A 19,110-nucleotide genomic window follows, 5' to 3' on the forward strand; every position below is an offset into this window, starting at 1 on the left:
GAAGATGGGATGTCAACGCGAAATCGACGTACGCGTACAAGATAGTGACAGATGGTGACATCCAACAGACGTCACCAAGCGGCCGAAGGATGCGGGCAACTCAAAATATTTTTGAAAGAGGCCGTCGGCGCTTCAGGCGAGTTTGGCCATTTCCCGCAGCCGGAATTTCTGGATCTTGCCCGTCGAGGTCTTCGGGATCTCCGCGAAGATCACCGCTTTCGGCACTTTGAAGCGGGCAAGCAGCGTGCGGCAGTGCTCGATGATCTCGGCCTCGGTCGCCGCCTTGCCGGGTTTCAGTTCGACATAGGCAACCGGCACTTCGCCCCATTTGTCGTCCGCGCGGGCGACCACACCACAGGACGCCACCGAGGGATGTTTGTAGAGCGCATCCTCGACCTCGATCGAGGAAATGTTCTCACCACCCGAGATGATGATATCCTTGGAGCGGTCCTTGAGCTGGATGTAGCCGTCCGGATGCATGACGCCGAGATCGCCGGAGTGGAACCAGCCGCCGGCGAAGGCTTCGTCGCTCGCCTTGCGATTCTTGAGATAGCCCTTCATGACGATGTTGCCGCGAAACATGACCTCGCCGATGGTCTCGCCGTCGGCCGGCGTCGTCTGCATCGTCTCGGGGTCCATGACAGTAAGCCCTTCGAGCGCGGCGTAGCGCACGCCTTGCCTTGCCTTCTTGGCGCTGCGCTCGCCCTTTGCGAGACTGTCCCATTCGCCGTGCCATTCGTTGACCACGGCCGGGCCATAGGTCTCGGTCAGGCCGTAGAGATGGGTGACGGCAAAACCTGCATCGGCCATGCCCGACAGCACGGCTTCGGGCGGCGGCGCGGCCGCGGTGTTGAAGGTCACGATCTGCGCGAAGGCGCGCTTGTCCTCATCCCGGGCGTTGATCAGCACCGACATGACGACCGGCGCACCGCACAGATGGGTAACGCCATGGTCGGCGATGGCGTCGTAGATCGGCTTCGGCCGCACCCAGCGCAGGCAGACATGGGTGCCGGCCTGGACGGCCAGCGTCCACGGAAAACACCAGCCATTGCAATGGAACATCGGCAGTGTCCAGAGATAGACGGCGTGCTTGGCCATGCCGGCATGGATGGTGTTGGTATAGGCCATCAGGGCGGCACCGCGATGATGGTAGACGACGCCCTTGGGATTGCCCGTCGTGCCTGAGGTGTAGTTGAGCGAAATGGCGTCCCATTCGTCGTCGGGCATCGACCAGGCGAAATCCTCGTCGCCGCTGGCGACAAAATCCTCGTAGTCGAGCGCGCCGACCCGCTCCCCTTTCGGATAGGGCGCGTCGGCGGCGTAGTCGGGATCGTCATAGTCGATGACCAGCGGTTTGACCTTGGCTAGATCGAGCGCCTGCCGGACGACGCCCGAGAATTCGCGGTCGACGATCAGCACCTTGGTCTCGGCATGGTCGAGCTGGAAGGCGATGACCGCAGCATCGAGCCGCGTGTTGAGCGAGTGCAGCACCGCCTTGGTCATCGGCACGCCGAAATGCGCCTCCAGCATGGGCGGCGTGTTCGACAGCATGACGGTGACCGTGTCACCTTTGCCGATGCCGCGCTTTTGCAGCGCCGAGGCGAGCTTAAGCGAGCGGCGCCAGAAATCGCGATAAGAGATGCGCTGGCGGCCATGGATGATCGCGATGTGGCCGGGATAGGTCTTTGCCGCGCGCTCCAGATAGGTGAGCGGCGTCAGCGGCTGATGGTTGGCCGCGTTCCTGTCGAGATCCTGTTCGTAGGGATTGCCCATCCCGTCCTCCCCAAAGTCCTTTTCGAGCTTTCTAACCTTAGGGCTCTCGTCAGGCCATCCCCCTGAATGGCCGAAAATACTATGCTATCCGGGCTTTGTAGAATGGCGATCCCGGATGCGCCTTGTCGAGAGGCGATCGCGCTCACACATCCAAATTTGACTTTTGTCGAGAGCCGTGACTAATGTCAGCTAAGGAGACGGCATGGCGATCCGACCGGCAGAACAAATCATTCACAAAGCCGCCTGGCTCTATTATGCGCATGGCCTGCGGCAGGACCAGGTTGCCAGCCAGCTTAACATTTCGCGTGCTTCGGTGGCGATGTATCTGCGCAAGGCGCGCGAGACCGGCATCGTCAACATCTCGACCTCGACCCAACTTTTCACCGACGACGTGATGGCACGCAAGCTCGAGGACGCTTTGAAGCTCGATGCGGTGTGGATCGCGCCGGAGAACGGCCATATCCCGGACCCGTCGACGGATATCGCCGTGCTGGCGGCGAGCGTGTTTCTCGAGCTGGTCAAGAAGGGCGACCGCATCGGCGTCGCCTGGGGCCGAACCGTCTACATGATCGCCGACATCATGTCCTATGCCGACCTGCAGGATGTCACGGTGGTTCAACTCTGCGGCAATCTCGGCGCGCCCTATTCCTACCGGCCAGACCAGTGCACCATGGAAATCGCGCGCCGGCTCAACGCCAAGGGACTTAATTTCTACGCGCCGTTGGTGCTGTCGACGGAAGAGCTGGCGCGCGCGCTGCGCGCCGAGCCGGTGATCCGTGAGCAGCTGGCCGGCATCAGCGATTGCAATCTCGCGCTTTTTTCCGTCGGCACCGTCGATGCCGACAGCCATGTCGTCAAATGCGGCGCGCTGAACCCGGACGAAATGGCCGCCCTGCGCGGCATCGGCGCCGCCGGCGTCATCGCCGGACAGATCATCGACGCCAGTGGCGAGGCGCTCGACTGCAGCTACAACCGCCGGGTCATTTCGGCTGAACTTGCCTCGCTCGGCGCCATCGAAAAACGCCTGATGGTGGTGCAGGAGGACAGCAAGTTCGAACCGCTGCTCGCAGCACTTGCCGGCGGGCTTTGCACGCATCTGGTGGTCGGCGCGCGCATGGCGCAGCGGCTGCTCGATCATGCCGGAGCGGCACCACAAAAAGCATCCTGAAAAGCAACCTTTCGCCGGCGCATTGTCATCAAGGCGTCGCGGCATTCCTGTTTCACCACCCAAGACAGCAACTGGACGAAGCGAACATGAAGAATCTGTGGAACGACGACGCGGCCGAGAACTCGTCGCCGACTATGCGAAGAAAGGCGTCGGCCGCGACCTCGCGCTGCGCGTCTACACGACGCGGCTGCTGGGCGGCGTGCCGCAACTGGTCCTGCATGGCGGCGGCAACACTTCCTGCAAGATCAAGGCGACCGATCTGGTCGGCGATGAATGGGATGTGCTCTGCGTCAAGGGCAGCGGCTGGGACATGGCCGTCATCGAGCCGCAGGGCCTGCCGGCGGTCAAGATGGGCGCCCTGCTCAAGGCGCGCGCGCTGGACAGGCTCGCCGACGAGGATATGGTGGCGCTGCAGCGGGCGAACCTCATCGACCCGTCCTCGCCCAACCCTTCAGTCGAAACGCTGCTGCATGCCTTCCTGCCGCACAAATTCGTCGACCACACCCATTCGACCGCCATCCTGGCCATCGTCGACCAGGAAGATAGCAAGCCGCTGGTGAAAACGGTGTTCGGCAGCAAGATGGGTTATGTGCCCTACATCATGCCGGGCTTCGACCTCGCCAAGGCGGCGGCCGATGTGTTCGATGCCGATCCGACCGTTGAGGGCCTGATCCTCGACAAGCACGGCATCTTCACCTTTGGTGACGACGCCAAACAGGCCTACGACCGGATGATCCACTATGTGAACGTCGCCGAGGAGTATGTCACCAAGAACGCCAAGCCGAAGGCAGCCAAGGCGGCGCTGCCGGCGAAGCTTGCGACACCGGCTTCGATCGCGCCGATGCTGCGCGGCGCGGTTGCGGTGGCACGCGGCGACGGCCGCTTCGATCGCATGATCTCTGACTTCCGCACATCGGATGCTATTGTCGATTTCATCAACTCGGCCGCGATCGCCGACTATGCCGGACGCGGCGTGTCGACACCGGATCTGTCGATCCGCATCAAGACCGGGCCGATGGCGGTGCCGGCGCCCGATGCAGAGAAGGCCGGCGACTACAAGGCCGTCATCAAGAGCCATGTCGACGCCTTCGCCAGCGATTATCGCGCCTATTTCGAGACCAATGACGCGCTCGACGACGTCAAGCGCACCATGCTCGACCCGATGCCGCGGCTGACGCTGGTGCCGGGCCTCGGCATGTTCGGCCATGGCCGCACGCTGAAGGATGCCAGGATCGCTTCCGACGTCGGCGAAATGTGGATCGAGGCGGTGCGCGGCGCAGAGGCTGTCGGCCGGTTCCATCCGCTGTCCAAAGCCGATCTGTTCCCGCTGGAATACTGGTCGCTTGAACAGGCCAAGCTTGCCTCCAATAAGCCGAAGCCGCTGACCGGCCAGGTAGTGTTGATCACCGGCGGCGCCGGCGCGATTGGTGCTGCGACGGCAAAACTGTTCGCCGACAATGGCGCCCATGCCGTCGTCGTCGATCTCGATGGCGACAAGGCCGCTGATGCCGCCAAGAAAGCCGGTAACAATTCGATCGGCGTGGCCGCCGACATCACCGACCCGGCCCAGGTGCGCGCCGCCTTCGACAAGGCCGTTGCCGTCTTCGGCGGCGTCGACATTCTGGTCTCCAATGCGGGCGCGGCCTGGGAAGGCCGGATCGGCGAACTCGATGACGCGCTGCTGCGCAAGAGTTTCGAGCTCAATTTCTTCGCCCACCAGTCGGTGGCGCAGAACGCCGTGCGCATCATGCTGGAACAGGGCACCGGCGGCGTGCTTTTGTTCAACACCTCCAAGCAGGCGGTCAATCCGGGCCCGAAATTCGGCGCCTATGGCGTACCGAAGGCGGCGACATTGTTCTTGTCCAGGCAATATGCGCTGGACTACGGCGCCCATGGCATCCGCTCCAACGCCGTCAACGCCGATCGCATCCGCTCCGGCCTTCTGACCGACGCCATGATCGCCAGCCGCTCCGGCGCGCGCGGCGTCTCGGAGAAGGAATACATGTCCGGCAACCTGCTCGGCCAGGAAGTGACCGCGCAGGACGTGGCTCAGGCCTTCCTGCATCACGCGCTGGCTGAACGCACCACCGCCGACGTGACGACGGTTGACGGCGGCAACATCGCGGCGGCGCTGCGGTAGTGGCAATTGATCGGCAGTCGTGACAATCACGCTCCCGATCGTACGCGCCACGGGAAGTCGGACTTTCGCGAATGAGTTTGCGAGAGAACCAACCGGCTTGAAAAACCAGCCATCCGTAGCTACATTGTAGCCCCACTCAGGAGCTATAATATGGCAACGGATAGCGTGGTTCGCGCTCGGATCGATACGGCGACAAAGGATCAGGCAACGGAAGCCCTGGCGGCGATGGGCTTGTCAGTCTCCGATGCCATCCGCCTGCTTCTGGTGCGCGTGGCCGCCGATAAGGAATTTCCCTTCCCGGTGAAAGTGCCTAACGCAACCACGCGAAAGGCCATGGCCGAGTTGGAAAAAGGTAAAGGCAAGCGCTTCGCCTCGGCTGATGAATTGTTCAAGGATTTGGCGCTCTAAGCATGCCAGCGCCCATTCACTCCGGGCAATTTCGCCGGGATGTGAAGCGTATGGAAAAGCGTGGCAAGAACCTTGGGAAGTTGCGCGATCTGCTAGGCCTGCTCATCGCCGGGCATGAACTGCCGGCGACGTATAAGGATCATCCTCTGAGAGGCGACTGGAAGGGCTTTCGAGACGCGCATATCGAACCGGACTGGCTCCTGATCTACCGCGTTGTCGGCGACGAATTGCAGCTTGCCCGTACCGGTTCGCATTCCGACCTGTTCAACGAGTGAACTCCACGGAATAGCCGCCCACAGCGATCTGCTGCGGGCAGCTCTCAGTGCTTCCCATTCTACGCCGTGAAACGGCGAAAGTTACTTCGCGTTCGGGTTCGGCATCCAGGCCGGCATGGCGACATCGGCATGGGCGAACTGCGGCAGCTTGGCCGACAGGTCCTCCATGTTCTTGATGTCCTTGTCGATCAGTTCCTTCTGCGTGATCAGCGTCGGCGGCACGATGACGCTGTGGCCGGGATCCTCACCGGCGAGCAGTTGTGCCAGCGCGCGCACCGAGACCTGGCCGACGACGGCCGGGTTGGTCGCGGCGGTCGCAGCCCAGGCGCTATCGGGCTCGCGCATCGCGGATATGTCCGAGGTCGAGATGTCGGCCGAGTAGATCTTGATGCCCTTGTTCAGGCCGGCTTCATCGACGGCGATCTTCACGCCCTTGGCGAATTCGTCATAGGGGGCGAACATCACCTTGATGTCGGGATGAGCCGACAGCACCGAGCGCGCCTGGTTGGCGACGGAATTGGCGATCGGGTTGTCGAGCGTGCCGAACATCGCGACTTCCTTGATGCCCGCATACTTCTTCTTGACGTCCACCCAGGTTTCGTTGCGGCGGTCGAGCGGGGCGATACCAGCGACATAGACATAGCCGGCGTTCCAGCTCTCGCCATTGTCCTTGACCGCCTGCTCAAGCGCCAGGCGGGCAAGGTCCTTGTCCGACTGTTCGATCTGCGGGATCTTGGGGTTTTCGACATTGACGTCGAAGGCCACCACCTTGATGCCGGCGTCGACCGCGCGCTGCGCGGCGTCCTTCATCGATTCCGTCAGTCCGTGCTGGATGATGATGCCCTGCACGCCGAGTGCGATGGCCTGGTCGACCATGTCGGACTGAAGGGCGGCGTCCTGGCGGCTGTCGAGCACGCGCAAGTCGATGCCGAGCGCCTTCGACTGCGCCTCGACGCCCGAGAGATAGGCCTGGAAGAAGTCGCCGGTCGAGAGATAGCGCACCAGCGCGATCTTGACGCCGGGCTTGTCGAACGGCGCCGGCTTGTCCGCGGCAAAAGCCGGGGCCTGCATCAGCATGGTCGCGCCGGCCAGTCCGAGCGCCATCTTCCCCAGAAGTCTTCTTGTGATGTTCACCTTGTTTCCTCCACTCTTGTTGAACTCGAAAATCCTATCCGGTCGAAACTATCCCCTGCCCCTGCCCGAAAGGGCAAAGGTGAAGACAAGGGCGACGACCAGAACCACGCCCTTGACGAAATCCTGCGTGTAATAAGGCGCGTTCATCATCGTCAGGCCTTGCAGCAAGATGCCGACGAACAGCGCGCCGACGGCTGTGCCGAAGGCGTTCGGCTTGGCGGCGCCCAGCACCGCGTAGCCGATCAGTGCCGCGGCGACCGCATCGAGCAGCAGATTGTTGCCCGAGGCGATGTCGCCGCGTCCAAGCCGGGCGGCGAGCAAAATGCCGCCGATCGAGGCAAAAACGCCTGAAATGACGTAGGCCCAGATCTTGTATGCCTTGACCGGCGCGCCGGCGAGTTCGGCGGCGCGCTCATTGGAGCCGACCGCATACATCATGCGGCCGAAGCGGGTGTATTCGAGGAAGAACCAGATCAGCACGGCCAGCACCAGCAGCACGACCACCGACACCGGAATGAGGTTCGGGATAAAGAAATCGAAGCGGTGGCGGCCGAGTGCCAGGAAGGCGTCGCCGAACTTGCCATTGGCAACCGAGCCGTCCGGCATGGTCATGCCGGTGGCGATCGAGCGGCCTTCGGTGGGGATGCGCTGCAGGCCAACCAGCAGGAACATCATGCCGAGCGTCGCCAAGAGATCGGGCACACGCATATAGACGATCAGCCAGCCATTGATCAGGCCGACAATGGCGCCGATGAGCAGGCAGACGACGACCGCGACGACGGCGTTCTGCTCCAGCACCACCATGACATAGGCCGCCGCCATCATGGCTGACGTCGCGACCGAGCCGATCGACAGGTCGAAGCCACCGACGACCAGCGTGGCGGTGACACCGAGCGCCAGCACGCCGGTGATGGCGACTGACTGGAAAATGAAGACGGCGCTTTGCGGCGAGACGAAACCGTCCGCGGCGATCGCGAAATAGGCGACCAGCCCGAACAACAGGACAATGAAGCCGTAGCGAATGGCGTAGTCGCGCAACGTCATTCAGCGCACCCGCGCGACGCGACCATTCTTACCCAACTCGAACCCATAGTCTCTCCATTCCAATTCTATCGACCGCCACGCTCAGGCCGCGCTGTGCAGCGGCCCGCCGGCGACCTCGGCCAGCAAGCGGTCGAGATCGACTTCGGCGTTGCGGTGTTCACCGACGATTGTGTGCTCCGACATCACCAGGATGCGGTCGGCCGTCTCCAGCGCCTCGTCGAGTTCGGTGACGAACAAAAGCGTCGCGCGGCCATGGGCGCTTGCCCTCAGCTTGGCGGCGATGTCGCGCCTGGCTGAGATGTCGACGCCCTGAAACGGTTCGTCGAGGATGAACAGCTTCGCGTCTTGTGCCATCCAGCGGGCGACCATCACCTTCTGCTGGTTGCCACCCGACAGTGCCGACATCTCGTCCTTCTCGGAGCGGCAGACGATGCTGAGTTCCTCGATTTGCCGGCGCGCGGTGGCGCGTTCGAGGCGGCGCTTGAGCATGCTCAGATTCGACATCCGCTTGAGGAACGGCAGGCTGACATTACGCTCGATGTTGAAGCCGCCGACGATGCCGCTGGTGGCGCGATCCTTGGCGACGAGGAACACGCCGGCTGCGATCGAGTCACCCGCTGATCGCGGGGCATAGGGCTTGCCGTTCATCGTCATGGTGCCGGCGAGCGGCCTGCGCACGCCGAACAGCGTTTCGGCAAGTGCTGTCTTGCCGACGCCGACGAGGCCGGTGATGGCAACGACCTCGCCATCGCCGAGCGTCAACGAAATCGGCCTGGCGCCCTGCCCGATGCGCAAGCCTTCGACGGTCAGGACCGGTTTGGCAGAACTTCTGGCAACGATCTGGTCGAGATGGATCTTGCGGCCGAGCATGGCGTTGACCGCGCCTTCATAATCGAGCGGCTTGGCATCGAAGACGCCCGAAATGACGCCGTCACGCATCGAGACGATGCGGTCGGCAAGCCGCCTGATATCGGACATGCGATGCGAGATATAGAGGATCGCCACGCCTTGCTCGCGCAGCCGGTCGACCAGCGCGAACAGCCGGTCGGCCTCGGCGCTGGAAAGCGAGGAGGTCGGCTCGTCGAGGATCAGCACCTTCGGCTGATGGGCCAAGGCACGCGCGATCGCCACCATCTGGCGATCGGCCAACGAAAGGTCGTTGACGCGGGCTTTGAGATCGATGGCCAAACCCATGCGGTCGGCGACCGCCTTGGCCTCGCGGCGAACGCGAACCGGATTGAACAGGGTCGGCACGCCCCGGCCGCTCAGCCGATCCAGCGTCAGATTGGTGGCGACATCGAGGTCGGCGACGACACCGTCATTGATGTTCTGGTGCACGGTGACGACGCCGGCCCTGATCGCCTCCGCCGGCGTGTTGGGCGCGAAGTCCTGCCCGGCAAGCGTCATGGTGCCGCCGCCGCGCTCGTAGACGCCGCTGATGATCTTGACGAGGGTGGATTTGCCGGCGCCGTTGGCGCCCATCAGCACGGTGACTTCACCGGAATGCAGCTCGAGCGAGATGCCGCCAAGCACCTCGTTGCGGCCAAAGGATTTCCTCAGTCCCTCTACGCGGAACACGGCATTGCCGACCATGCGCTCCTCCCTGACCACGACGCTATGGTCAATATCGGCAATTGTCAACACGATTGACAATTGCCAGATCGCTTCCTAGCTTGGCCCGGCCGCCATGCCTCCGTTATGTTCGGAGCGCATAAGCGAGGGGATGATGATGACTGGGAAATTGCCGTTCGAAGCACTGTCGGTCGAGACGCTCTCAGCGCGCCTCGGCGCCAACGAGGCGCTATGCGCCAAGATCGGCAAGGACACGGCACACTGGAAAGTCCGCGAAGTCGGTGACGGCAATCTGAACCTCGTCTTCATCGTCGAGGGCGCCAGCGGTGCCGCGGTGGTCAAGCAGGCCCTGCCCTATGTCCGCCTGGTCGGCGACAGCTGGCCACTGCCGCTGAAGCGCTCCTTCTTCGAATACCACGCGCTGACCCGCCAGGAGGCGCGTGCGCCGGGCTCGGTGCCGGCGATCTACTATTTCGATGAAGGCCAGGCGTTGATCATCATGGAGTATCTGGCGCCGCCGCACATCATCCTCAGGCGCGCTCTGATCGACGGACGCCAGCTTCCAAACATCGCCAGGGATATCGGCCTGTTCATGGCCCGCACGCTGTTTCGCGGTTCAGATCTGTCGATGGTGACCAGGGATCGCAAGGCCGATCTGGCGCTGTTCGCCGACAATGTCGACCTCTGCGACATCACCGAGAACCTGGTGTTTTCCGATCCCTATTTCGACGCCAAGATGAACCGGCATACGTCGCCGCAGCTTGACGCGCTGGTCGCCGAACTGCGCGCCGATCGCGACCTCAAGGTCGAGGCGCAGCGGCTGAAGCACATTTTCGCCGCCAATGCCGAGACGCTGCTGCATGGCGATTTGCATTCCGGCTCGATCATGGTCACCGACCAGGACACCCGGATGATCGATCCGGAGTTCGCCTTCTACGGACCGATGGCGTTCGATGTCGGCATGCTGCTGGCCAATTTCTGGATGTCGTTCTTCTCGCAGCGCGGCCATGAGGAGAAGGGCAAGCGCGATACGATGCGCGCCTATCTGCTTGGAGTCACCGGGGAGACATGGGCGGTCTTCCGCGCCGAGTTCTCGCATCTGTGGCGCAGCGAGCGGACCGGCATGCTCTACCAAAAAAGCCTGTTCGAGGATCAAGGCGACAGGCTGGGCGCGGAACAGGCGCTCGACCATGTGCTGCACCAGATCTGGACCGATCTACTCGGTTTTGCCGGCATCGAGGTGCATCGGCGCATTCTCGGCCTCGCCCACAATGCCGATTTCGAGACCATTGCCGACGAGGATCTGCGCGCCTCCTGCGAGGCGAGGGCGCTCAAATTCGGCCGTCACATCGCCGTCAACCGGCGCCAGATTCACAGCATCGACGAGGTCAACAATCTGGCCGCGCAGATCGAACAGGAGAGCAGCATTTGAACGTCGGCGACCGCCACTATCGCACCATCTGGCTGAGCGACGACGGCCGTTCGGTCGACATCATCGACCAACGCTGGCTGCCGCATGATTTCCGCGTCGAGACGATCGGCACCGTTTCCGGCATCGCCACGGCGATCCGCGACATGTGGGTGCGCGGCGCGCCGCTGATCGGCGTCACCGCTGCCTACGGCGTCGCCATGCAGATGGCGGACGATCCTTCCGACGCAGCGCTCGATGCCGTCTGGGAGACGCTGCACGAAACACGCCCGACGGCGATCAATCTGCGCTGGGCGCTGGACGAGATGCGGCGCTTCTTGAAGCCGCTGCCAACAGAACAACGCGCCGCGGCCGCCTACCGGCGCACCGGTGAGATCGCCGACGAGGATGTCGGGCTGAACCGCGCCATCGGCGAGAACGGCCTTGCCATCATCAAGGCGATCGCGGCGCGCAAGCAGCCGGGCGAGAGGGTCAACATCCTCACCCACTGCAATGCCGGCTGGCTGGCCACAGTCGACTATGGGACCGCCACCGCGCCGATCTATCTCGCGACGGAAGCCGGCATTCCGGTCCATGTCTATGTCGACGAGACGCGGCCGCGTAACCAGGGCGCACAGCTGACCGCCTGGGAGATGGCCGGCCATGGCGTGCCGCACACGCTGATCGTCGACAATGCTGGTGGCCATCTCATGCAGCGCGGCGCGATCGACATGGTCATCGTCGGCACCGACCGCACCACCGCCGACGGCGATGTCTGCAACAAGATCGGCACCTATCTGAAGGCGCTCGCCGCCGCCGACAATGACGTGCCGTTCTATGTCGCGCTGCCGTCGCCGACCATCGACTGGACGGTGCATGATGGGTTGAACGAAATCCCAATCGAGCAGCGTTCGGCCGACGAGGTCTCGCTGGTGTGGGGCAAAACCGCCGACGGCGAAATCGCCCAGGTTCGCATCTCGCCCGAAGCGACGCCGGCGGCGAACCCGGCCTTCGATGTGACCCCGGCGCGGCTGGTGACCGGACTGATCACCGAACGCGGCGTCGCCAAGGCCTCGCGCGAGGGCCTGAAGGCGATGTTCCCCGAACGCGGATAGCGCTCGACCGGCCTTGCCGCCGCTGGGGTAACGTCACCGAGACCTCGAGTTCCTAACACTGCCTTGCCAGGCATCTCCCCCGTGCGGGCAGGGCTATCGCATATGAGCGATTGCCTGGATGAGATAGTCGTCATTCCAAGCGCATTTCTTGATGCGGTGGCTAATGGGGACTTTGTCGATGTCGGCGGCCTGAAGGATATTTCTGGCGATGCGGTTGATGAGGGCGGTGTTGGCGGGAGCGTTGTCCTTGCGGGCACGACTGAGGTCCTCGTGCAGATGAACGTCGAGCATCCAGTGCAGTGCGTTCTCGATCTGCCAATGGGCTCTGGTGAGGTCGATCGCCTGCTGTGGCGACAGCAGCGTTGAGGCCATGAACAGGCGCGTCAGCGGCTCGGCCTGATCGCGCCGGCTGGTGATGCGGATGAAGGCCTTGTGCCCCGGCATCATTGGTTCAGCCGCCACCACGACCTCTGCCTGCCGCCATTCGTTGCGGCCATGGCTGGTCTCGGTCCGCTCAGTGACGGCGGGAGTGGTCTGGGCCAGTTGTTGATTGGCCCGAGCCAACCAATGCCGGCGGTTTCCCTTGAGTGCGAGCAGATAGTCGCCGCCGCGCTGAATGATGGCCTTGGCCATGCGCGTGTGGCAGTGGAGGGCATCGGCCGTGACCAATCGGCCAGTAAGATCAATGAGTTCGACGACCTTGAGGGCAGCCTCGACCTCATTGTCTTCGTCGCCGGGCGAGACCGCCGCCAAACACAGCCGCGTCTGGCTGGCAAAGGCCGACACCGTCAGGGGCGGGCTGGCCGCAAGGCCTTTCTCATAGGCCCGCCGCAGCGCCTTGCCATCAAGTGCGACCACACCCTGACGTGCCTGGGCAAAGCCTGCGGCAAAGGCGGCGAACGCCCGTCCGAAGGCCTCCGGATCGAGCAGGCGCAACAGCCGCGAGAAGGTGTCGTGGCTAGGCGCCTCCTCATAGTCGATCAAGCGCGACAGCGCCTGTTTGCGCTCTTGCGCGAACAACGAAAACTCCGTTGCGCTGGTCGCGCCACACAGGCTCGCAGCGATCATCATCACGATCAGGTCGCCAAGCCGATGTGTGGCGTTGGCCGCGCGCGGATCAGGCACCGTACCGAAATAGCTCTCAAGGCTGGTAATGGCAGTCACTCCTCGCTGGACTGCCTTCCCAAAGAATCCCTTCTCAAACCAACTTCAAGCCCAAAATCGCCATATGCGATTCCCCTGCCCACGAGGGGGAGATCGGCCGGCTTTTGCGGCCCTGCAAGCTCAAGCGTTCCCGAACGCTCCGTGAGCCGACGACAGGGCCAGCAGTCCCCCACGCCAAGATGCCCCGAGCACGGGAAACTCCCTTCCCGCTCAACATACGGTTGCTTGCGCATTTGGTATGCTGGTATAATATGTACCTGGTATGGCGTCCTCAACAAGAGCGCCGTAGTCGAGTGGCAAAGCCGAACCGGTGAGGTTCGGCGTATCGTGTTCTTGGGAGGAACCATTATGAGGTTTGTGACCGTGGCGGCGCTTGCCAGCGCCGCGCTGGGGAGTGTGTTTGTGCTGCCGGCAATGGCATCGTCGGACAAGCCGGTCATCGCACTGACCAACGCCTATTACGGCAACACCTGGCGGCACCAGATGGTGGAGGCTTTCGAAGCCTCGGCCAAGGAAGCGAAGGCGGCTGGGCAGATCTCCGACTACATCGTCATGAACGGCGATGGTTCGGTGGCGCAGCAGAACAGCCAGATCGCCGAACTGATCCTCAAGAAGGTCGACGTGCTCGCCGTCGACGCCGCCTCGGAAACCGCGGTCAACGGCATCATCGAAAAGGCCTGCAAGGCCGGCATCATCGTCGTCTCCTTCGATTCGGTCGCCTCGGCGCCCTGCAACTACCAGCTCAATTTCGACTTCAAGGGCTACAAGGCGACCCAGGCCGAGGCGGTGTTCAAGATGCTCAGCGGCAAGGGCAACGTCATCCAGGTGCGCGGCGTCAAGGGCTCGGCCCCGGACAACGACATGTTCAACGCGCAGCAATCGGTGCTGGCGAAATATCCCGATATCAAGGTTGTCGCCACCGTCTATGGCCAGGCGACCGCCTCGGTCGCGCAGGCGGCCATCGCCAATGTCCTGCCCTCGCTGCCGCATGTCGATGCGGTGCTCGGCCAGGGCGGCAGCGACGATGTCGGCATTGCCCAGGCCTTCGTCCAGTATGGTGGCGACTATGCCGGCAAGATGCCGATCATCGAAGGCGGCGGCGGTACCGATTTCGTCAAATGGTGGGCCGACGAGAATGCCAAGAACGGCTACCAGACGGTCTCGATGAACACGACACCTGGTATTGGCGGCGCCGCGTTCTGGCTCGGCCTGTCCCTGCTCAAGGGCGCCAAGGCGCCCAAGATGATGATCATGCCGGTCGCGACCGTCGATGCCAGCAACCTCAAGGAATACGCCAAGCTACCGGGCGGCCAGATCATCAGCCCCAGCTATTCGCTCGATTGGGTCAAGCAGAACCTGCTGAGCAAGTAACGCGACCAGCACAAGTGGATCGGACGCCGGATGGCGCCCGATCCATGGCCGTGAAGAAACGGAGGACGAATGTCCCATCTCGCCGTTGCCGATCCACGGCGCGCAGCCGCCATGGCGCCCGCCGCTCGGCAGGAAATCGTATCGCTTTCACAGATCATCAAGAGTTTCGGGCCGACGCTGGCGAATGCCGAAATCGATCTTTCCGTTTCGGCCGGCGAGATCATCGGCCTCGTCGGCGGCAACGGCGCCGGCAAGTCGACGCTGATGCGCATTCTCTGCGGCACGATGTGGCCGACCCTTGGCTCGATCTCTTTCGCCGGCCAGGCGCTTGACTTCACCGACTACAACACGGCGGAAGCGCAACGGCGCGGCATCCGCATGGTGCATCAGGAACTGTCGCTGTGCGCCAACCTGTCCGTGGCCGAGAACTTCTTTCTGGAGACGCCGCAGGATGCGGCAAGCCGCCCGGGCTGGCGGACGCTTTACAGAGGCCGCGCGCGCGTGGCGCTGGATGCCGTCTTTCCCGGCAACACAATCGATGTAAACGCGGAAGTCAGCCAGCTCTCCATCGCCGAACGGCAGATGGTCGAGATTGCACGCGCCGCCGCGACGCCCGGCGTCAGGCTCATCGTTCTCGACGAGCCGACCTCCTCGCTCGATCTCGATCGCTCCAAGCAATTGCGGGCCTTCATCCGTGAGCGGGCCAAGGTTGGACTCGCCTTCATCTTCATCAGCCACAAGCTGCAGGAAATCATCGACATCGCCGCGCAGGTTGTCGTGCTGCGCAACGGGCGCACCGCCTGGCGCGGCGACGTGGCCGATACGTCGATCGGCAAGCTGGTGCAGTTGATGGGCGGCGACGCCAACTCGATCCATCAGCACGGCGCCACCGTCGCCAGCACTGGAGGCGCATTGGTGCGGCTGTCCGGCGCGCTGACATCGGAACTCGGCCGCGACATCGAGATCGCGCGCGGTGAGATCGTCGGGTTGGCGGGGCTCGAGGGCAGCGGCCAGAAGGATCTGCTGCATGCCATCTTCAAACCCGGAAAGGATGCCGCCGTCACCCGGACCGGCGAAGCCGGCTTCATTGCCGGCGACCGCCAGAAGGAAGGCGTGTTCCCGCTGTGGAGCGTGCTGGGCAACATCTCCATCGGCAGCCTTGCGCGCCGCGCGGCGCTGGGCCTGGTCTCGGACCGGCTCAACCGCGAGGCCGCGGCCGAAGCCGCGGGCCGGCTGCGGCTCGACGAAAACCGCTTCGGCTCCAACATTCTGGAGCTGAGCGGCGGCAACCAGCAAAAGGCGCTGGTTGCCCGCGCGCTCGTCGCCGATACGCCGATCATCCTGCTCGACGATCCGACGCGCGGCGTCGACATCGCCACCAAGCAGGATTTCTACCGGCTCTGCAATGACATCGCACGGAGCGGACGGACACTTGTCTGGCACACCACCGAGGATGCCGAACTGCTGGCCTGCGACCGCGTGCTGGTCTTTGCCGGCGGCCGGATCGTCAAGGAACTGACTGGCGAGGCGATCACCGAAGCGGCGATCGTCGGGGCATCCTTCGTCCAGCAGGCCGACAAGCGCACTGATGCCGCGCACGGCAAGGCCGGTGCGGCCGGGCTTGCCCGCAGGCTGGTGAATGCAGCCCCCTTCATCGGCCTCGCCGCCGTGCTGGCAGTGATGATCTCGGCCAATCCGGCAGTCGCCTCGATCTTCGGCCTCGACCTTTTGCTGATGCCGGCGCTGTCGCTGGTGCTGGTGACGGCGGCGCAGATGTTCATCGTCGGCGGCAGCGAAATCGATCTCGGCGTCGGCGCCTTTGCCGGCCTGGTCAGCGTGCTCAGCGCCACGTTGCTCTATGATCAGCCATGGCTCGGCGCGCTGGCGCTTTTGGCAGCGATCGCCGCCTATGCCGGTCTTGGCGGGTTGATCCAGGCGCGAAAGATCCCGGCCATCGTCGTCACGCTCGGCGCCTCTTTCATCTGGGTGGGATTGGGCTATGCGCTGCAACCAACGCCGGGCGGCGCCAGCCCTGAATGGCTGACGGCGCTGTTCGGCTGGTCGCTCGATTTCCTGCCGACATCCATCATCCTCATCGCGGCGGTCGCCCTGGTGGTGTTGGTGATCGACCGGCTGCCGCTCGGCGTGGTGCTGCGTGGCTTCGGCAACAACCCGACGGCAATGATCCGTTCGGGCTGGTCGCCGACGCGCTACGCACTGGTGCGCTATCTCATCGCCGGGCTGTTCGCTGCGGCCGCCGGCCTGTCGCTGACGGCGATCAACACGGCGAGCGACATCAACTCCGGCAATTCGTTCACGCTGCTCAGCATCGCCGCCGTGGTGATGGGCGGCTGCTCGCTTCTGGGCGGCATCGTCTCTCCGGTCGGCGCCATCGCCGGCGCGGTGACGCTGTCGCTGATCGGCGCGCTGCTCGGCACGCTCAATGTCAGCAGCGACTATAACGCCGCGACGCAAGGGCTGATCCTGATCGCCCTCTTGACGCTGCGCGGCCTGACCGCGGATCGCGGGAGCGAACAATGAACGTGATGTCCGCCTTCACTTTCTGGGCGCAGAGGAACCGCTGGATCTGGGCGGCGATCGGTGTCCTGCTTCTGTGGTTGGTGCTGTCGATCGTCACCAACCGGTTCAGCCTCTCCAGCCTGTCGGGCATCATCCTGTCGGCCTCGTTCCTGACCGTCGTCGGCATCGGCCAGATGTTCGTCGTCACCACCGGACGCGGCAATATCGATCTTTCCGTTGCCTCGGTGATCACGCTCAGCGCCTTCGTCGCCTTGCTCACCATCAAGGGCCAGGATGCCAACCTCGCCATTGGTGTCACAGCTGCCGTCCTGCTCGGCCTCGCGGTCGGGCTGCTCAATTCGCTGCTCGTCGTCGGCCTCGGCATTCCGGCGATCATCGCGACGCTCGCCACCGGCTACGTGCTGGCGACCGCAACGCTGTTGTCGAACAAGGCAATCCCCGGCTTTGCCGTCAGCCCGGCGCTCAAGGGACTGGCGACGGGCCGCGTCTCGGGTGTTCCGATCATGGCCATCATCGCCATTGTCGGCGTGGCGATCGCCTCCTTCGTGCTGCGCTACACCGTGTTCGGGCAGCTTCTGTCGGCGGTCGGCCAGAACCGGACCGCTGCCCGGCTCGCCGCCATCAGGAACGGCCGGGTGATCACGGCGGCCTTCATCATCTCGTCGGTGCTGGCCTCGCTCGATGGCCTGCTGCTCGGCGCCTATATCGGCGGCGCCTTCCTCGAAATGGGCCAGCCCTATCTCTTGCAGTCGATCGCCGCCGTGGTGCTCGGCGGCACGCTGATCTTCGGCGGCTCGGCGACCGCGCTCGGTACCCTGTTCGCCAGCATCCTGCTCATCCTGATCGTTACCACTATGCAGATTATCGGGCTGCCGCCCGGCGCCCAGGACATCGTCCAGGGCATCGTCGTCATCTTCGTCCTGGCGTTGGCGGGGCGACAGGCATTGGCGCGCCGCGCCTCGGTCGATCCCACGGACGCCGCGGCGGCGAAGACAGCGCCAGGCGCTGCCGCGCCCCTGCCGAAGTGACAAACACAGAACCAATGATTCCTCTTGCCAAATTCTGGTAGAGTGATCATACCAGTTTACAAGATGACGATGGCGAGACGATCGCCTATGGATCAAGGAGCAAGGTCAGATGACAACGATTGCGCTGTTCGGTGCTGGCGGAAAAATGGGCTACCGCCTGTCGACCAATTTTCGCGGATCGGACTACACGATCCGCCATGTGGAGATCAGCGAGGCGGGCAAGGAGCGGCTGAAAACCGGCCTGGGCTTCGACGCGGTCGGCGTCGACGAGGCGCTCGAAGGTGCCGAGGTCGTGATCCTGGCGGTGCCGGACACGCATATCGGCAAGGTCGCCGCCAGCATCGAAAGCAAGCTTGCCCCCGGCACGATGGTGATCGTGCTTGACGCGGCGGCCCCCTTCGCCGGGCACCTGCCCGATCGTCCCGACCTTACCTATTTCGTCACCCATCCCTGCCATCCGCCGATCTTCAACGACGAGACCGACATGGCCGCCAAGAAGGACTTCTTCGGCGGCGTCAAGGCCAAACAGCATTTCGTCAGCGCGCTGATGCAAGGGCCGGAGGCGGACTACGCCAAGGGCGAGAAGATCGCCCAGATCATCTGGGCGCCGGTGATGCGCTCGCACCGCGTCACGGTCGAACACATGGCGCTGCTCGAGCCCGGCCTTTCGGAGACGGTGTGCGCTTCGCTGCTCGTCGTCATGAAGGAAGCCCTCGACGAGGTCGTGGCGCGCGGCGTCGACCGGCAGGCCGCGCTCGATTTCCTGCTCGGCCACATGAATGTGCTCGGCGCCGTCATCTTCGGCGAGACCAAGGGCGTGTTCTCCGATGCCTGCAACAAGGCCATCGAATTCGGCAAGCCGGTGCTGATGCGCGACGACTGGAAGCGCGTCTTCGAGCCGGAAGAAATCGCCGCCTCCATCCAGCGGATTACGTGAGAGGGCTCCGTCTTTCCTTCTCCCCTTGCGGG

14 protein-coding genes and 1 pseudogene are annotated in these 19,110 nt (G+C 63.6%); 10 read left to right on the plus strand and 5 right to left on the minus strand.

Annotated features, from left to right (window positions below; all coding sequences use genetic code 11):
- Window positions 1-132 precede the first annotated feature (132 nt).
- Window positions 133-1,773 carry an acyl-CoA synthetase gene (locus tag AC0V8S_RS31015; protein WP_183457214.1) on the minus strand — a complete coding sequence of 547 codons (1,641 nt, stop codon included), beginning with the start codon at window positions 1,771-1,773 and terminating at the stop codon, window positions 133-135.
- Between the two features lie 202 nt (window positions 1,774-1,975).
- Here AC0V8S_RS31015 and AC0V8S_RS31020 point away from each other — a divergent pair, with 202 nt between their 5' ends.
- The 4 genes and pseudogenes from AC0V8S_RS31020 to AC0V8S_RS31035 all read left to right on the plus strand — a co-directional run bounded on the left by AC0V8S_RS31020 (window position 1,976) and on the right by AC0V8S_RS31035 (window position 5,764).
- Window positions 1,976-2,941 carry a sugar-binding transcriptional regulator gene (locus AC0V8S_RS31020; protein WP_183457212.1) on the plus strand — a complete coding sequence of 322 codons (966 nt, stop codon included), beginning with the start codon at window positions 1,976-1,978 and terminating at the stop codon, window positions 2,939-2,941.
- 86 nt (window positions 2,942-3,027) lie between these two features.
- A pseudogene (locus AC0V8S_RS31025) lies at window positions 3,028-5,081 on the plus strand (bifunctional aldolase/short-chain dehydrogenase).
- 150 nt (window positions 5,082-5,231) lie between these two features.
- The gene (locus AC0V8S_RS31030; RefSeq protein ID WP_475435296.1) at window positions 5,232-5,489 is read left to right on the plus strand and encodes a type II toxin-antitoxin system RelB/DinJ family antitoxin; all 258 of its coding nucleotides are present in this window, start codon (window positions 5,232-5,234) and stop codon (window positions 5,487-5,489) included.
- Between the two features lie 50 nt (window positions 5,490-5,539).
- Window positions 5,540-5,764, plus strand: coding sequence for a type II toxin-antitoxin system YafQ family toxin (locus AC0V8S_RS31035; protein ID WP_475435298.1), 225 nt, complete (start codon window positions 5,540-5,542; stop codon window positions 5,762-5,764).
- A gap of 81 nt (window positions 5,765-5,845) precedes the next feature.
- On the opposite strand, the gene AC0V8S_RS31040 is transcribed toward AC0V8S_RS31035, so the two are convergent.
- The 3 genes from AC0V8S_RS31040 to AC0V8S_RS31050 all read right to left on the minus strand — a co-directional run bounded on the left by AC0V8S_RS31040 (window position 5,846) and on the right by AC0V8S_RS31050 (window position 9,535).
- Window positions 5,846-6,898, minus strand: a complete 1,053-nt coding sequence (locus AC0V8S_RS31040; protein WP_475435300.1) for a substrate-binding domain-containing protein — start codon at window positions 6,896-6,898, stop codon at window positions 5,846-5,848.
- 48 nt (window positions 6,899-6,946) lie between these two features.
- Complete coding sequence (locus AC0V8S_RS31045; protein WP_095791243.1) at window positions 6,947-7,942, minus strand: ABC transporter permease; 996 nt, start codon at window positions 7,940-7,942, stop codon at window positions 6,947-6,949.
- An 81-nt stretch (window positions 7,943-8,023) separates the two neighbouring features.
- Complete coding sequence (locus tag AC0V8S_RS31050) at window positions 8,024-9,535, minus strand: sugar ABC transporter ATP-binding protein (RefSeq protein ID WP_475435301.1); 1,512 nt, start codon at window positions 9,533-9,535, stop codon at window positions 8,024-8,026.
- A gap of 136 nt (window positions 9,536-9,671) precedes the next feature.
- Between AC0V8S_RS31050 and mtnK the strand changes: the two genes are divergently transcribed.
- The gene (gene mtnK, locus AC0V8S_RS31055; protein ID WP_475435303.1) at window positions 9,672-10,946 is read left to right on the plus strand and encodes an S-methyl-5-thioribose kinase; all 1,275 of its coding nucleotides are present in this window, start codon (window positions 9,672-9,674) and stop codon (window positions 10,944-10,946) included.
- Complete coding sequence (gene mtnA / locus AC0V8S_RS31060; RefSeq protein WP_475435304.1) at window positions 10,943-12,037, plus strand: S-methyl-5-thioribose-1-phosphate isomerase; 1,095 nt, start codon at window positions 10,943-10,945, stop codon at window positions 12,035-12,037. Before mtnK ends, mtnA begins: the two co-directional genes overlap by 4 nt.
- 93 nt (window positions 12,038-12,130) lie before the next feature.
- On the opposite strand, the gene AC0V8S_RS31065 is transcribed toward mtnA, so the two are convergent.
- Window positions 12,131-13,201, minus strand: coding sequence for an ISAs1 family transposase (locus AC0V8S_RS31065; protein ID WP_475432758.1), 1,071 nt, complete (start codon window positions 13,199-13,201; stop codon window positions 12,131-12,133).
- A 348-nt stretch (window positions 13,202-13,549) separates the two neighbouring features.
- Here AC0V8S_RS31065 and AC0V8S_RS31070 point away from each other — a divergent pair, with 348 nt between their 5' ends.
- The 4 genes from AC0V8S_RS31070 to AC0V8S_RS31085 all read left to right on the plus strand — a co-directional run bounded on the left by AC0V8S_RS31070 (window position 13,550) and on the right by AC0V8S_RS31085 (window position 19,078).
- Window positions 13,550-14,572, plus strand: a complete 1,023-nt coding sequence (locus AC0V8S_RS31070; RefSeq protein ID WP_183457194.1) for an ABC transporter substrate-binding protein — start codon at window positions 13,550-13,552, stop codon at window positions 14,570-14,572.
- A gap of 69 nt (window positions 14,573-14,641) precedes the next feature.
- Window positions 14,642-17,113 (plus strand): ATP-binding cassette domain-containing protein, encoded by a 2,472-nt coding sequence (locus AC0V8S_RS31075; RefSeq protein ID WP_183457193.1) that lies wholly within the window; start codon window positions 14,642-14,644, stop codon window positions 17,111-17,113.
- Window positions 17,110-18,141 carry an ABC transporter permease gene (locus AC0V8S_RS31080; RefSeq protein ID WP_475435306.1) on the plus strand — a complete coding sequence of 344 codons (1,032 nt, stop codon included), beginning with the start codon at window positions 17,110-17,112 and terminating at the stop codon, window positions 18,139-18,141. The genes AC0V8S_RS31075 and AC0V8S_RS31080 overlap by 4 nt, the downstream gene beginning before the upstream one ends.
- Before the next feature lie 109 nt (window positions 18,142-18,250).
- Window positions 18,251-19,078 carry a phosphogluconate dehydrogenase C-terminal domain-containing protein gene (locus AC0V8S_RS31085; protein WP_475435308.1) on the plus strand — a complete coding sequence of 276 codons (828 nt, stop codon included), beginning with the start codon at window positions 18,251-18,253 and terminating at the stop codon, window positions 19,076-19,078.
- Window positions 19,079-19,110 lie beyond the last annotated feature (32 nt).

It is taken from the genome of Mesorhizobium oxytropidicola (assembly GCF_056174625.1).